This is a genomic window from Pigmentiphaga sp. CHJ604 (assembly GCF_036972535.1).
In the GTDB taxonomy this organism is placed as follows: Bacteria; Pseudomonadota; Gammaproteobacteria; order Burkholderiales; family Burkholderiaceae_B; genus Pigmentiphaga; species Pigmentiphaga daeguensis.
Genome location: NZ_CP136998.1, coordinates 1,033,018 through 1,047,602, shown reverse-complemented (window position 1 = coordinate 1,047,602; position 14,585 = coordinate 1,033,018). Strand labels below are relative to the sequence as shown.

The following is a 14,585-nucleotide window of genomic DNA, read 5'->3' as shown; positions in this document are numbered from 1 at the left end:
ATGGAAGTGTTAGAGCACTTGGCCCTAGGTTTTGAAACGGCGCTCTCGTTTCAGAACATCATCTACGCATTTCTCGGTTGCCTGATCGGCACCTTGGTGGGCGTGCTGCCCGGCTTGGGTCCCGTTCCGACCATCGCGATGCTGCTGCCCATCACCTACGCGCTGCCCCCGGTGGCCGGCCTGATCATGCTGGCCGGCATCTACTACGGCGCCCAGTACGGCGGTTCGACCACCGCCATCCTGGTGAACCTGCCGGGTGAAACCTCCGCGGTGGTGACCTGCCTGGATGGCTACCAGATGGCGCGGAACGGCCGCGCCGGACAGGCGCTGGCCATTGCGGCCATCGGGTCGTTCTTCGCCGGCTGCGTGGGTACGCTGCTGATCGCCGCCTTCGCGCCCCCGCTGGCCGAAGTGGCCTTCCAGTTCGGTCCCGCGGAATACTTCTCGCTGATGTGCCTGGGCCTGGTCGGTGCGGTCGTGCTGGCGTCGGGTTCGCTGATCAAGGCCATCTGCATGATCTTGCTGGGCCTGCTGATCGGCATGGTCGGCACGGACGTGAACTCGGGCGTGGCCCGCTTCTCGTTCGGCATCCCGGAACTGACCGACGGCATCGACTTCGCCGCGGTCGCCATGGGTGTGTTCGGCTTCTCGGAAATCATCAACAACGTCGAGCAGAAGGAAGAGCGCGAAGTCTTCCTGGACAAGATCGGCCACCTGTACCCCACCTGGCCCGACCTCAAGGAAGCCGCGCCCGCCATCATCCGCGGCACGGCCATCGGCTCGGCCCTGGGCATCCTGCCCGGCGGCGGCGCGGTGATGTCCTCGTTCGCCTCGTACACGGTGGAAAAGAAGCTCGCCAAGGATCCCTCCAGCTTCGGCAAGGGCAACATCCGCGGCGTGGCGGGTCCGGAATCGGCCAACAACGCCGGCTCGCAGACCTCCTTCATCCCGCTGCTGACGCTGGGTATCCCGGGTAACGCGATCATGGCCCTGATGGTCGGCGCCATGACCATCCACAACATCCAGCCTGGTCCCCAGGTCATGACCAGCAACCCGGACCTGTTCTGGGGCCTGATCGTGTCGATGTGGATCGGCAACCTGATGCTGGTGATCCTGAACCTGCCGCTGATCGGTATCTGGGTCAAGCTGCTGAAGGTGCCCTATCCCATCCTGTTCCCGGCCATCCTGCTGATCTGCTCGATCGGTGTCTACACGCTGAACTACAACGTGTTCGACATCTGGATGACGGCAGCCTTCGGCCTGATCGGCTACATCTGGTCCAAGCTGAAGTGCGAAGGCGCCCCCCTGCTGCTGGGCCTGGTGCTGGGTCCCATGATGGAAGAGAACTTCCGCCGCGCCCTGCTCCTGTCGCGTGGTGACTTCACGACCTTCGTGACCCGCCCGCTGTCGGCGACCCTGCTGGTCATCGCCGTCATCCTGGTGCTGATCGTGGCCTCGCCCACGATCCGCAAGAAGCGCGAAGAAACCTTCGTCGAAGACTGACGACACACCAGCCGCTCCGGCGGCTGCAAGAAAAAAGGCGCCTCCGGGCGCCTTTTTTCATTGCCGGGCCGCCCCAAGATGAAAAACGCCCCCTTGGGGGGCAGCGCCGCCGCGAAGCGGCAAGCGTGGGGGCCATTTTTCATTGCCGGGCCGCCCCAGGATGAAAAACGCCCCCTTGGGGGGCAGCGCCGCCGCGAAGCGGCAAGCGTGGGGGCCATTTTTCATTGCCGGGCCGCCCCAGGATGAAAAAGCGCCCCCCTGGAGGGCAGCACCGCCCACCTTCGCCATCCGGCGGAAACAGGCACCCCGGACGCTATACACTTGCCTCTGGCAATGGAGAATCAGCATGGCATCGATTGGCACCAAGACCTACGACAGCACCTCCCCGCTCAACGTCAGCTTCATCGGCCTGGGCGTCATGGGCTTTCCCATGGCCGGCCACCTGGCCCAGGCCGGGCATGCGGTCCGGGTCTACAACCGCACCCCGTCCAAGGCCCGCGACTGGGTACAGGAGTTCGGCGGCAGCCACGCGCCGACGCCGCGCGAGGCCGCCCAGGACGCGGACATGGTCTTCCTGTGCGTCGGCAACGACGACGACCTGCGCAGCGTCGTGCTGGGCGCCGATGGCGCCCTGGCGGGCATGAAGCCCGGCTCGCTGCTGGTGGACCACACCACGGCCTCGGCCAAGGTCGCGCGCGAACTGTACGCCACGGCCCAGGACCAGGAAGTCGCTTTCATCGACGCTCCCGTCTCGGGCGGCCAGGCCGGCGCGGTCAACGGCGTGCTCACGGTGATGTGCGGCGGCGATGCCGACGCGTTCGAGCGCATGAAGCCCGTGGCGCAGGCCTACTCGCGGGCCGTCACGCTGGTCGGCGAGCCCGGTGCCGGCCAGCTGGCCAAGATGGTCAACCAGATCTGCATCGCCGGATTGGTGCAGGGCCTGTCCGAGGGCATTGCATTCGGACAGAAGGCCGGCCTGGACATGAAACTCGTGCTGGACGTCATATCCAAGGGGGCGGCGCAAAGCTGGCAGATGGAAAACCGCGGCGCGACCATGGTGGACGGCCAGTTCGACTTCGGCTTCGCGGTGGACTGGATGCGCAAGGATCTGGGCCTGGTGCTGGACGAGAGCCGCAGCAATGGCGCACGGCTGCCCGTGACGGCCCTGGTCGACCAGTTCTATGCCGACGTGCAGCAGATGGGCGGCAGCCGCTGGGACACGTCATCCCTGATTAAACGGCTGGGGTAGCCCCCCCTACGCGCTCACGCGCGCCGGCATGGTGAACGGTCGTCTGTTTACGCGCGCAGAGCGGCCAAGGTTCGTTCCATGGGCCAGGCCAGGTCCACGACCAGGTTGGCGATGCCGGGCAGGTCGTCCAGGTCGACGAAGGGCAGCGATGCCTGGCCCGCGGGAGGCACGTCGCTGACGACGGCGCCTATGCTGGCGTCGTCGGGATACAGCCACGGCTTGCCGTTGGCGGCGCGGTGGATCTCGATCTTGACGTGCGGATCGCGCTTGAAGCCCTCGACCAGGATGAAATCGACGGGCGAAAACTTGTTCAGCAGCTCGCCCAGGCGGGGCTCGGCCTGGCCGCGCAGTTCGTGCATCAGCGCCCAGCGGCTGCCCGATGCGACCAGCACTTCCCTGGCACCGGCCTCGCGGTGCCGATGGGAGTCCTTGCCCGGCTTGTCGATGTCGAACGAATGGTGCGCGTGCTTGAGCGTCGACACGCTGTAGCCCTTCTCCCGCAGCGCGGGAATCAGCCTCGTCAGCAATGTGGTTTTGCCGGCTCCGCTCCACCCGGCCAGTCCCAGGACGCGCGTCATCAGATCAGTCCGTCGAAAGGCAGGACGTCGACCAGCTCGCCGGCCGCCACGTTGCCTTGCTCGTGCCCCAGCACGACCAGGCCGTTGGCCTGGCTCATGCTGCGCAGGATGCCCGACCCCTGCGAACCGGTGATGCGCACTTCCCAGCCGCCGTTCGCGGCGGGCGTGACGATGCCTCGCTGGTATTCGGTACGCCCCGGCTTCTTGCGGATAGCCCCCGCGCTGGCCGCGCGCAGCATGGGCAGCGGCTGGGCCGGCGCGCCTGCCATGGCAAGGAGGGCATCGCGCACCAGCGCGTAGAAAGTCACCATCACCGCCACGGGGTTGCCCGGCAGGCCGAACAGGATGGCGCTACGCCCGCCGGTATCGATGCGGCCGATGGCCATGGGGCGCCCCGGCCGCATGGCGATGCGCCAGAACAGCACGTCGCCCAGCCTGGCCATGATGGCCTTGGTGTAGTCGGCCTCGCCCACGCTCACGCCGCCCGACGTGATGACCACGTCGGCCTGCGCGGCCGCGTCGCGGAACGCGGACTCGAGCGCCTGCGGATCGTCGCGCACCACGCCCATGTCGAGCACGTCGACGCCCAGCCGCTGGAGCATGCCCCACAGCGTGTAGCGATTGCTGTCGTACACGCAGCCCGGATCGAGCGGCTCGCCGATCGAGCGCAGTTCGTTGCCGGTGGAGAAGAACGCCACGCGCAGGCGGCGCCAGACCGGCACCTCGGCCCGGCCGAGCGAGGCCAGCATGCCGAGGTCCGCCGGGCGCAGCACGCGGCCGGCGGACAGGGCCACGTCGCCGCGGGCCAGGTCCTCTCCCGCCAGCCGGCGGTTCTCGCCGGCCTTGACCGCGCCCGCGGGCACGACGATACGGTCGCCATCCTGGCGGACGAATTCCTGCGGGATCACGGTATCGAGCCCGTCGGGCATGGTGGCGCCGGTCATGATCCGCACGCACTGCCCGGACGCCACGCTGCCCGTGTAGGCATTGCCGGCCAGGCCGCTGCCCACGACCTGCAAGGCCGTATCGCCGCCGGCGGCCAGGTCGGAACCGTAGAACGCGTAGCCATCCATGGCCGAGTTGTCGTGGGCCGGCACGTCGATGTCGGACACGATGTCGCGCGCCAGCACGCGCCCCATCGCCGAGCGCAACGCCAGCATCTCCACGCCCTCCACGCGCGGCACCAGCCGGGCGATGAATTCGCGGGCCTGCTCGACCGGCAGCGCATTCGGGTCGTAGCCGCTGACACAGGACGAGATTTCTTCTAGCGAGGGGGCGGGCTTGTCGTTCATGGCATCAGAGCTGCTGCAATTCGGCGATCGTGTTGGCGCCCGCGAAAGCCGCGGGGTCGTCGAAGAGGACCTCGACACAGCGATGGGTGGCGGTCCACTTGTCGATCTTGCGTCCCCCCGCGGCGGTGAAGGCCACGAGACTGTCCAGCAGCTCCGCCCGCAGCAGGCAGAACACCGGCTGGGTCCGCACGGCGCCGTCCTGGCGGGTGGCCACCATGGCGATCTCGGCGCCGGCCGCCTCCAGTTCGCCGGCCAGGCGGGCGACGAGATCTTCGGGAAACTTCGGCGTATCGCAAGGCACCGTGACCAGGTAGGCGGTCTCGCAGTGCTCGAGCCCGGTCAGGAATCCGGCCAGCGGCCCCGCGTAGTCGGGCAGCGCGTCGGGCCACACCGGCACGCCCATGGATTCGTAGGCAGCCAGGTTGCGATTGGCGTTGACCAGGACCTGCCCCACCTGGGGCCCCAGCCTGAGCAGCGCATGCATGGCCATCGGAATGCCCTGGTAGTTCTGCAGGCCCTTGTCGACACCGCCCATGCGGCTGCCGCGCCCGCCCGCCAGGATCAGGCCGGTAATGGAGTCCTTGTCGATCATGCGGCTGAGTATAGACGAGGCGCCCGCGGATTTCGCCGTCCGCGGGCTGGTGGTCTAATATCCCTCATCGGCCTGCGATACGCAGCCTCCCACTCACGAGTCCGCCCCCTTCCCATGGCCACATCCGATTCCCTGCTCCAGGCCCTGCAAACCGTCGTCGATCCCAATACCGGCAAGGATTTCGTCTCGACGCGAGCCATCAAGAACATCGAGATCAACGGCGGCGACGTCTCCTTCGACGTCCTGCTCGGCTATCCCGCCAAGAGCCAGATCCCCGCCCTGCGCAGCGCGCTGATCGCGGCGGCCCGCACCGTGCCCGGCATCTCCAACGTCAGCGCCAACGTGCGCAGCGAGATCATCGCCCACGCGGTCCAGCGCGGCGTGCCGCTGCTGCAGGGCGTCAAGAACATCGTCGCCGTCGCCTCGGGCAAGGGCGGCGTGGGCAAGAGCACCACGGCCGTCAACCTGGCCCTGGCCCTGGCGGCCGAAGGCGCGCGCGTCGGCCTGCTCGACGCCGACATCTACGGCCCCAGCCAGCCGCTCATGATGGGCATCGACGCACGCCCCGTCAGCGACGACGGCAAAACCATGGAGCCGCTCGAGAACTATGGCGTGCAGGTCATGTCCATCGGCTTCCTCGTCGCCCACGACGAAGCCATGATCTGGCGCGGCCCCATGGCGGTGCAGGCGCTCGAGCAACTGCTGCGGCAAACCAACTGGAAAGACCTCGACTACCTGATCGTCGACATGCCTCCCGGCACCGGCGACATCCAGCTCACGCTCAGCCAGCGCGTGCCCATGACCGGCGCCGTCATCGTCACCACGCCGCAGGACATCGCCCTGCTGGACGCGCGCAAGGGCATCAAGATGTTCGAGAAAGTGGGCGTGCCCATCCTGGGCGTGGTCGAGAACATGGCCGTGCACGTGTGCAGCCAGTGCGGACACGTCGAACACATCTTCGGCGCCGAGGGCGGCAAGAAGATGGCGGCCGAATACGACACGCCCTACCTGGGCGCACTGCCGCTGGACATCAACATCCGGCTGCAGGCCGACAGCGGCAGGCCCTCGGTGGTGGCCGACCCCGATGGCGAGATCGCCGGCCTGTACAAGACCGTCGCGCGCCAGGTGGCCGTGGCCATCGCCGCCCGGAACAAGGACTTCTCGTCCAAGTTCCCCACCATCTCCATCAGCGCCGATTCCTGACCCGAGGCCGCCATGACCAGCCAGGCTCCCCGCATCGACGTCGCCGTGATCATGCGCAAGGAGCGCGTCCACGGCCCGATGAGCCGGTGGCAGTCCTGGCGGTGGACCCTGGCGGACGTGGTGGCCGACGAGCCGGCGTTCGGCGGCGCGCCCCACCGGCTGCGCCAGGACGCGCACGGCGAACTGTGGCTGCATCCCGGCTTCGCGGTCGAGCTGTTCAAGGACGACGCCGAGGGCTACTACCTGAACGCCACGACCGAGGCGCCCTGCTGGTTCGTGATGTGGCGCATGCAGGAAGCGGCGGGCCCGGACGATGAACCGCTGGCGCGGCCGGAGCTGGTCACGCTCAGCTACTACCACGCCGGCCGGCTGCTGGACGCCCAGGAAACGGTCGAACAGGTGCCCGCCCCCGCCGACGTCGTGGGCTGGCTGCGGGCCTTCGTGGCGCAACACTACGTGGCCGAGCCCAAGCGCAAGCGGCGCCCGGTCAGCTTCGTGCCGTTGCAGGACCGCTTCGGCAACCCGGCGTCGGTCAGCACCGGCCGGCGCAAGCACGGCGAAGAACCATGAGCGGCGACGGCGAAGGCTTCCTCGGCCGCTGGTCGCGGCGCAAGGCCCGGTCGCGGGCAGGCGTGGGGGACGAACGGCCGGTCGACGCCGCTTCCGCTCCCGAGGCCGAGCCGGGACCGGTCGAGGCCTCGCCGGGCGTGCCCGCCGCGCCGTCCACGCATCCGCAGGACCACCCGCAGGGCGAGGCCCACGACGCCGGCGCGGCGCAGGCGCCGGACACCGCCGCCAAGGCAGCGCCCGCCCCGACGCGGGAAGACCTGGCCGCGCTGACGCATGACTCCGATTTCTCGCCCTTCATGCGGCCGGCGGTCGAGCCCGACGTCAAGCTGGCCGCGCTCAAGAAACTTTTCTCCGACCCGCACTACAACGTCATGGACGGGCTGGACGTCTACATCGACGACTATTCCTCGCCCGAGAAGCTGCCCGCATCCACGCTCAGGCAGATGGTGAGCGCGCGCGTGCTGGCCCTGGTCCAGGACGATCCCGCCCCGCCTGCGGGCGATGCGGCGCCCGGCCACGCCCCCGCAAGCAAGGAGCCGGCCGATGATGGCGCGCGGGGTTCCGTGCTAGAGTCTGGCGCATCCACAGGCCAAGCGCCCAGCGACGGCCAGACGCATTTCGACTTTCCCGAGCCCGATCCTCCCAGGTAGCCGGGCTCCCTCGAGCGCCCATGCCCACACTGATCTGCGACTGCAACAACACCATGCCCCTGGACGCCGATGCACTCGGCGCGGCATTGGACGAAAAGCTGGTTCTGCACTCCACGCTCTGCCGCCACGAGGCCGGCGCGTTCCAGCAGGCCGTCACGGGCACCGCTTCCGTCATCGTCGCCTGTACGCAGGAGAAGCGCCTGTTCGCGCAGATAGGCGAGCACACCGAGGCCGCCGTCGCCCCCGTGCGCTTCGTCAACATCCGCGAGACCGGAGGCTGGAGCCGCGAGGCCCCGAAAGCCACGCCCAAGCTGGCGGCGCTGCTGGCGGCCGCCCGGCTGCCGGACCCCGAACCGGTCCCCACCGTCAGCTATCGCAGCGCGGGGCGCCTGCTCATCGTCGGCCCGCTGGACGAGGCCGAACGCGCCGCGGCGATGCTGGCGGACACGCTTGACGTCACCATCTTCGCGCGCGGCCCGGGCACGGCGGACGCGAGCCAGGAACGGCGCCATCCCGTGCTGGCGGGCCGCCTGGAATCGCTGCAAGGCTGGCTGGGCGCGTTCGACCTGACATGGGTGCAGGACAACCCCATCGATCTCGACCTGTGCACGCGCTGCAATGCCTGCCTTGCCGCGTGTCCCGAAGGCGCCATAGGGCTCGACTACCAGATCGACCGCGCCCGGTGCCGCGACCATCGCGCCTGCGTGGCGGCCTGTACGACCGCGGGCGCCATCGACTTCGCCCGCGCCCCCGAACGGCAGGAAGCGCGCTTCGACCTGGTCCTGGAGCTGGGTGGCGGCACGCTGTTCGCGCAGCATGCGCCGCCGCAGGGCTACTTCGCCTGGAACGGCGCGGACCCGGCCCCGCTCTTGCGCCTGCGCGAGCTCGTGGGCGAATTCGAGAAGCCCAAGTTCTTCGACTACAAGCAATCGCTGTGCGCGCACAGCCGCAACGACACGATAGGCTGCCGCGCCTGCGTCGACATCTGCTCGGCCCTCGCCATCGAAAGCGACAAGGCGCGCCAGCAGATCAAGGTCAATCCCAACCTGTGCGTGGGCTGCGGCGCCTGTACCACCGCCTGCCCGACCGGCGCGATCACCTACGCCTATCCGCGCATGACGGACCAGGGCGCGGTGCTGCGCACGCTGCTGTCCACCTATGCGCGGGCCGGCGGCCAGGCCCCGGTCCTGCTGGTGCACAGCCAGGAGGCCGGCCGCGCGATGGTCGAACGCCTGGGCCGCGACGCCAGCCTGGGCAGGCTCCACGGCCTGCCCGCCAACGTCATCCCGCTGGGAGTCTGGCACACCGCCAGCCTCGGCCTGGAAGCGTGGCTGGGCGCCGTCGCGCTGGGCGCCTCGCAGGTCGCCATCCTGGCCACGGCCGAGGAAGCGCCGCAATACCTGGACAACCTGGCCGCGCAGCTCGCGGTGGGCCAGGCCATCCTCGACGGCCTGGGCTATGCGGGACCGCACCTGCACCTGCTGCGCCCCGATACGCCGCAGGCGCTGGACGCGGCGCTGCGGGAGCTGGCGGCGCGGCGTCCCGGGGTGCCGGCCGCGCCGGCGCGCTTCGCCATGGTGCGCGAGAAACGCAGCACGCTGGACCTCGCGCTGGACCACCTGATCGCCCACGCCCCGGCCGCACGCGACGAGATTGCCCTGCCCGGCGGCCCGCCGGGCACCGGCTCGCCCCTCGGCGGCCTGGCCATCGACAAGGACGCCTGTACGCTGTGCATGAGCTGCGTGGGCGCGTGTCCGTCCAGCGCCCTGCTCGACAACCCGGACGCGCCCCAGCTGCGTTTCCTGGAAAAGAATTGCGTGCAGTGCGGGCTGTGCGTCGAGACCTGTCCCGAGGACGCGCTCGCCCTCGTGCCGCGCCTGCTTTCCACGCCCGAACGCACCCGGCCGCGCGTGCTGAACGAGACGGCCCCCTACCACTGCGTGCGTTGCAGCAAGCCCTTCGGCACGCAAAAGGCGATCGAAGCCATGCTGGCCCGGCTGAGCGGCCACCCGATGTTCCAGGGCGCCGGCCTGGAACGGCTGAAGATGTGCGGCGATTGCCGCGTGATCGACCTGTACTCCGGCGCCAACGAAACGCGCATCACCGATCTATGAACGCTTCCATTTCCCCCGCCGACATCGGCTCGGCCTCGCTCGACGAGGAAATCGCCCGCGCCGAGCTGTACGGCGTGCTGGCGCGCCTGTTCTACGCCCCGCCCGATCCGGACTTCGCGGCCGGCCTGCGCGCGGCGGCCACCGAGGCGCCGATGGCGGGCGCCTTCCTGGAAGCTCCGTGGCGCGACCTCGTGGCCGCGGCCCGGGCCGCCGACGATCCGTCGCTGCGCGACGAGTACGAAACGCTGTTCGGCGGCCTGGGCAAGCCCGAGGTCTACCTGTACGGGTCGCACTACCTGAACGGTTTCCTGAACGAAAAATCGCTGATCGCGCTGAGGAACGACCTGGCCGCCCTGGGCCTGGCCCGGGATCCGGCCATGCCCGAGACCGAGGATCACATCGCCTACCTGTGCGAGGTCATGCGCTACCTGATCGCCGGAGACGACGCCGGACAGTGCCATCTCGCCAATCAGCGGAAATTCTTCGGCGACCACCTGCTGCCGTGGGTGCCCGCCATGTGCGACGCCCTGTCGGCCCACCCGCGCGCCCGCTTCTACGCGGCGCTGGGCGAATTCACGCGGGCCTTCGCCAGCGTGGAGGCGCAGGGCTTCGACATGCTGCCCTGACCGGCTACGGTCGAGGGTATACCCGAGGCGTGGCGCGGCTGGCGGCATTGCCTGTAACTGGTTACCGGGGGTACAGTATGCACAGCACTTCATATCTGCCAGCTCCAACGGAGACAGAGATGCCCAAGACCGCCGTCAACCTATCCCGCCGGGGTTTCTTCGTGGGTGCCGCCACCGCCGGCGCCGCCGCCGTCGGGGCGGCCGTCGCGCCCTCGCTGCGCCCCGATCCGGCCCCGCAGGCAGACGCCAAGCCCGCCCCCGAACGAGGCGGCGGCTACAGCGTGACCGACCACGTCAAGCGCTACTACAAGTCCACGCTGGTCTAACCACCGGAGCACGGCATGTTGCTGACCAAGAAAACGGGCGCCGGCGACTCCGGCGCATCCTCTTCCTCGTTCGTCCACAGCCTGCGCCGCGGCATGGCCCACGCGCTGCCCACCATGGACCGCCGCACCTTCCTGCGCCGCTCGGGCCTGGGCGTGGGCGCGGGGCTCGCGGCCACGCAGCTCGGCCTGGTCAGGAAGGCCGGCGCCGCCGACGGCGACCAGAAGGCCGGCACCGGCAAGGGCAAGGTCGAGGTCCGGCGCACCGTCTGTACCCACTGTTCGGTGGGCTGCGCGATCGACGCCGTGGTCGAGAACGGCGTCTGGGTCCGCCAGGAACCCGTGTTCGATTCGCCCATCAACCTGGGCGCGCATTGCGCCAAGGGCGCCTCGGTGCGCGAGCACGGGCACGGCGAGCACCGCCTGCGCTATCCGATGAAGCTGGTCGACGGCAAGTACCAGCGCATCAGCTGGGACACCGCGCTCGAGGAAATCTCGGCCCGCATGCTGCAGCTGCGCAAGGAAAGCGGCCCGGATTCGGTCTACGTCATCGGCTCGTCCAAGCACAACAACGAGCAGTCCTACCTGCTGCGCAAGTTCATGAGCTTCTGGGGCAGCAACAACTGCGACCACCAGGCTCGGATCTGCCACTCGACCACGGTCGCCGGCGTCGCCAACACCTGGGGCTACGGCGCGATGACCAACTCGTACAACGACATGCAGAACGCCAAGGCGGCGCTCTACATCGGCTCGAACGCCGCCGAGGCCCATCCGGTGTCCATGCTGCACCTGCTGCACGCCAAGGAAACCGGCTGCAAGGTCATGGTGGTCGATCCACGCTTCACCCGCACCGCCGCCAAGGCCGACAAGTACATCCGCATCCGTTCGGGCACCGACGTCGCCTTCCTGTTCGGCGTGCTCTATCACATCTTCAAGAACGGCTGGGAAGACAAGAAGTACATCGACGCCCGCGTCTACGGCATGGACCAGGTCAAGGCCGACGTCATGGCCAAGTGGACGCCGGACAAGGTGCAGGACGTCTGCGGCGTGGACGAGGCCACGGTGTACGAAGTGGCCAGGACCATGGCCGAGAACCGTCCCAGCACGCTGGTGTGGTGCATGGGCCAGACCCAGCACTCCATCGGCAACGCCATGGTGCGCGCCTCGTGCATCGTGCAACTGGCGCTGGGCAACATCGGCGTCTCCGGCGGCGGCGCCAACATCTTCCGCGGCCATGACAACGTGCAGGGCGCCACCGACGTCGGCCCCAACCCCGATTCGCTGCCGGGCTACTACGGCCTGGCCGAGGGCTCGTGGCGCCACTACGCCAAGGTCTGGGACGTCGACTACGACTGGATCAAGAGCCGCTACGCCTCGCCGGCGATGATGACCAAGTCGGGCATCACCGTCTCGCGCTGGATAGACGGCGTGCTGGAAAAGAACGACGTCATCGACCAGGACTCCAACCTGCGGGCCGTCTTCTACTGGGGCCACGCGCCCAACTCGCAGACGCGCGGCCTGGAAATGAAGCGGGCCATGGACAAGCTCGACCTGCTGGTCGTGATCGATCCCTACCCTTCGGCCACCGCCGCCATGGCGGCCATGCCCGGCAAGAGCGAGGACCTGAACCCCAACCGCGCCGTCTACCTGCTGCCCGCGGCCACACAGTTCGAGACCAGCGGCTCCTGTACCGCCTCGAACCGCTCGCTGCAATGGCGCGAGAAGGTCATCGAGCCGCTGTGGGAGAGCCGCACCGACCACATGATCATGTACCAGCTTGCGCAGAAACTCGGCTTCGGCGCCGAGCTGTGCAAGAACTACAAGATGCAGAAGGTCAAGGGCATGGACGAGCCCGTGATCGAGGACATCCTGCGCGAGATCAACCGCAGCAACTGGACCATCGGCTACACCGGCCAGAGCCCGGAACGGCTCAAGGCCCACATGCGGCTGATGCACGCCTTCGACGTCAAGACCCTGCGCGCCAAGGGCAGCGTGGTCGACAAGGAAACCGGCTACGACATCCAGGGCGACTACTTCGGCCTGCCCTGGCCCTGCTTCGGCACGCCCGAGCTCAAGCACCCCGGCTCGCCCAACCTGTACGACACCTCCCGCCACGTCATGGACGGCGGCGGCAACTTCCGCGCCAACTTCGGCGTGGAACGCAACGGCGTCAACCTGCTGGCCGAGGACGGCTCCCATTCCAAGGGTGCCGACATCCCCACCGGCTATCCGGAATTCGACCACGTGCTGATGAAGAAGCTCGGCTGGTGGGACGAACTGACCGACGCCGAGAAGGCGGCGGCCGAAGGCAAGAACTGGAAGACCGACCTGTCGGGCGGCATCATCCGCGTGGTGATGAAGAACCACGGCTGCCACCCCTTCGGCAACGCCAAGGCACGCGCGGTGGTATGGAACTTCCCCGACCCCATCCCGCAGCATCGCGAGCCCATCTACGGCACGCGTCCGGACCTCGTCGCCAAGTACCCCACCCACGACGACATGAAGACCTTCTGGCGCCTGCCGACGCTGTACAAATCGCTGCAGCAGAAGAACGTGGACGACAAGCTGTACGAGAAATTCCCCATCATCCTGACCTCCGGCCGCCTGACCGAATACGAGGGCGGCGGCGACGAGACCCGCTCCAACCCCTGGCTGGCCGAGCTGCAGCAGGAAAGCTTCGTCGAGATCAACCCCAAGGCGGCCGCCGAGCGCGGCATCACCAACGGCTCACGCTGCTGGGTGGTCACGCCCACCGGCGCACGGCTCAACGTGCAGGCCCTGGTCACCGAACGGGTCGGACCGGACACCGCGTTCATGCCCTTCCACTTCGCCGGCCGCTGGCAGGGCAAGGACCTCCTGGCCTACTACCCCGAGGGCGCGGCCCCCATCGTGCGCGGCGAGGCGGTCAACACCGCAACCACCTATGGCTACGACAGCGTCACCATGATGCAGGAAACCAAGACCACCATCTGCAACATCGAGAAGGCATAAGGAGCGCGCCATGGCCAGAATGAAGTTCATCTGCGATGCGGAGCGCTGCATCGAATGCAACGCCTGCGTCACCGCGTGCAAGAACGAGCACGAGGTGCCGTGGGGCGTGAACCGCCGCCGCGTGGTCACGCTGAACGACGGCGTGCCGGGCGAGAAATCCATTTCGGTGGCGTGCATGCACTGCAGCGACGCGCCCTGCATGGCGGTCTGCCCCGTCAACTGCTTCTATCACACCGACGAAGGCGTGGTGCTGCACAACAAGGACACCTGCATAGGCTGCGGCTACTGCTCGTACGCCTGTCCGTTCGGTGCCCCGCAATTTCCCTCGCAGGGCACCTTCGGCGTGCGCGGCAAGATGGACAAATGCACGTTCTGCGCCGGCGGCCCCGAGGCCCACGGCAGCGAGGAAGAATTCAAGAAATACGGCCGCAACCGGCTGGCCGAGGGCAAGCTGCCCGCCTGCGCCGAGATGTGCTCGACCAAGGCGCTGCTGGGCGGCGACGGCGACGTGATCGCCGACATCTTCCGCACCCGCGTGGTCACGCGCGGCAAGGGCGCCGAAGTCTGGGGCTGGGGCACGGCCTACGGCTCCAAGCAGGCCGGCCAGCCGCCGCAGAACCCGCAGCCGGGCGGCACGAACACCGGAGGCAAGTGATGAAAGCCAGCATCTTTCTCGCCGTCCTGCTCGTTTTCGGCACGGCCGCCTGTACCGAACGTGACCAGTCGCTCTACCAGGGCAAGGTCCAGAACGGCGAGCCCGCGTACAAGGGCACGGGCGTCTCGGCCTTCACCGCGCCGGGCTGGTCGCCGGGCGACCGGAACAGCTGGGAGCAGGAACTCAAGACCCGGGCCCAGCGAGGCCAGAACGAATACACCCGGGTGAACTGACCGGAG

At 68.4% G+C, this 14,585-nt stretch carries 14 protein-coding genes; 11 read left to right on the top strand and 3 right to left on the bottom strand.

Features of this window, described 5'->3' with window-relative positions; all coding sequences use genetic code 11:
- Positions 1 to 1,503 carry a tripartite tricarboxylate transporter permease gene (locus tag R4823_RS05105; RefSeq protein ID WP_087837248.1) on the top strand — a complete coding sequence of 501 codons (1,503 nt, stop codon included), beginning with the start codon at positions 1 to 3 and terminating at the stop codon, positions 1,501 to 1,503.
- A gap of 346 nt (positions 1,504 to 1,849) precedes the next feature.
- Positions 1,850 to 2,752: an NAD(P)-dependent oxidoreductase gene (locus tag R4823_RS05100; RefSeq protein WP_087837249.1), complete on the top strand. Its 903-nt coding sequence runs from the start codon at positions 1,850 to 1,852 to the stop codon at positions 2,750 to 2,752.
- A 47-nt stretch (positions 2,753 to 2,799) separates the two neighbouring features.
- Here the strand turns inward: R4823_RS05100 and mobB are convergent, their stop codons facing one another.
- Genes mobB through mobA form a run of 3 tightly spaced genes read right to left on the bottom strand, consistent with a single transcriptional unit; the run spans position 2,800 to position 5,214 of the window.
- Positions 2,800 to 3,330, bottom strand: a complete 531-nt coding sequence (gene mobB / locus R4823_RS05095; protein ID WP_338617761.1) for a molybdopterin-guanine dinucleotide biosynthesis protein B — start codon at positions 3,328 to 3,330, stop codon at positions 2,800 to 2,802.
- Complete coding sequence (gene glp, locus R4823_RS05090; RefSeq protein WP_087837251.1) at positions 3,330 to 4,622, bottom strand: gephyrin-like molybdotransferase Glp; 1,293 nt, start codon at positions 4,620 to 4,622, stop codon at positions 3,330 to 3,332. Before glp ends, mobB begins: the two co-directional genes overlap by 1 nt.
- A 4-nt stretch (positions 4,623 to 4,626) precedes the next feature.
- Positions 4,627 to 5,214 carry a molybdenum cofactor guanylyltransferase MobA gene (gene mobA / locus R4823_RS05085; protein WP_279817744.1) on the bottom strand — a complete coding sequence of 196 codons (588 nt, stop codon included), beginning with the start codon at positions 5,212 to 5,214 and terminating at the stop codon, positions 4,627 to 4,629.
- A 114-nt stretch (positions 5,215 to 5,328) separates the two neighbouring features.
- Between mobA and apbC the strand changes: the two genes are divergently transcribed.
- From apbC to R4823_RS05040, 9 genes are all read left to right on the top strand, one after another.
- Positions 5,329 to 6,417, top strand: coding sequence for an iron-sulfur cluster carrier protein ApbC (gene apbC / locus R4823_RS05080; protein WP_087837253.1), 1,089 nt, complete (start codon positions 5,329 to 5,331; stop codon positions 6,415 to 6,417).
- A gap of 12 nt (positions 6,418 to 6,429) precedes the next feature.
- Complete coding sequence (locus R4823_RS05075) at positions 6,430 to 6,987, top strand: DUF3305 domain-containing protein (protein ID WP_279817743.1); 558 nt, start codon at positions 6,430 to 6,432, stop codon at positions 6,985 to 6,987.
- Complete coding sequence (locus tag R4823_RS05070; protein WP_338617758.1) at positions 6,984 to 7,637, top strand: DUF3306 domain-containing protein; 654 nt, start codon at positions 6,984 to 6,986, stop codon at positions 7,635 to 7,637. Before R4823_RS05075 ends, R4823_RS05070 begins: the two co-directional genes overlap by 4 nt.
- A gap of 20 nt (positions 7,638 to 7,657) precedes the next feature.
- Positions 7,658 to 9,751, top strand: a complete 2,094-nt coding sequence (locus R4823_RS05065; protein WP_338617757.1) for a 4Fe-4S binding protein — start codon at positions 7,658 to 7,660, stop codon at positions 9,749 to 9,751.
- Positions 9,748 to 10,377: a molecular chaperone TorD family protein gene (locus R4823_RS05060; RefSeq protein WP_132978958.1), complete on the top strand. Its 630-nt coding sequence runs from the start codon at positions 9,748 to 9,750 to the stop codon at positions 10,375 to 10,377. The genes R4823_RS05065 and R4823_RS05060 overlap by 4 nt, the downstream gene beginning before the upstream one ends.
- Positions 10,378 to 10,496: 119 nt before the next feature.
- Positions 10,497 to 10,703: a twin-arginine translocation signal domain-containing protein gene (locus tag R4823_RS05055; protein ID WP_338617754.1), complete on the top strand. Its 207-nt coding sequence runs from the start codon at positions 10,497 to 10,499 to the stop codon at positions 10,701 to 10,703.
- Between the two features lie 15 nt (positions 10,704 to 10,718).
- Entirely contained in the window at positions 10,719 to 13,691 is a 2,973-nt protein-coding gene (locus tag R4823_RS05050) for a formate dehydrogenase subunit alpha (RefSeq protein ID WP_132978959.1), read from the top strand.
- Positions 13,692 to 13,701: 10 nt separating this feature from the next.
- A complete protein-coding gene (fdh3B, locus tag R4823_RS05045; protein ID WP_087837260.1) occupies positions 13,702 to 14,346 on the top strand; it encodes a formate dehydrogenase FDH3 subunit beta in 645 nt (214 codons plus the stop codon).
- Positions 14,346 to 14,579 (top strand): hypothetical protein, encoded by a 234-nt coding sequence (locus tag R4823_RS05040; RefSeq protein ID WP_279817735.1) that lies wholly within the window; start codon positions 14,346 to 14,348, stop codon positions 14,577 to 14,579. Before fdh3B ends, R4823_RS05040 begins: the two co-directional genes overlap by 1 nt.
- Positions 14,580 to 14,585: the final 6 nt, after the last annotated feature.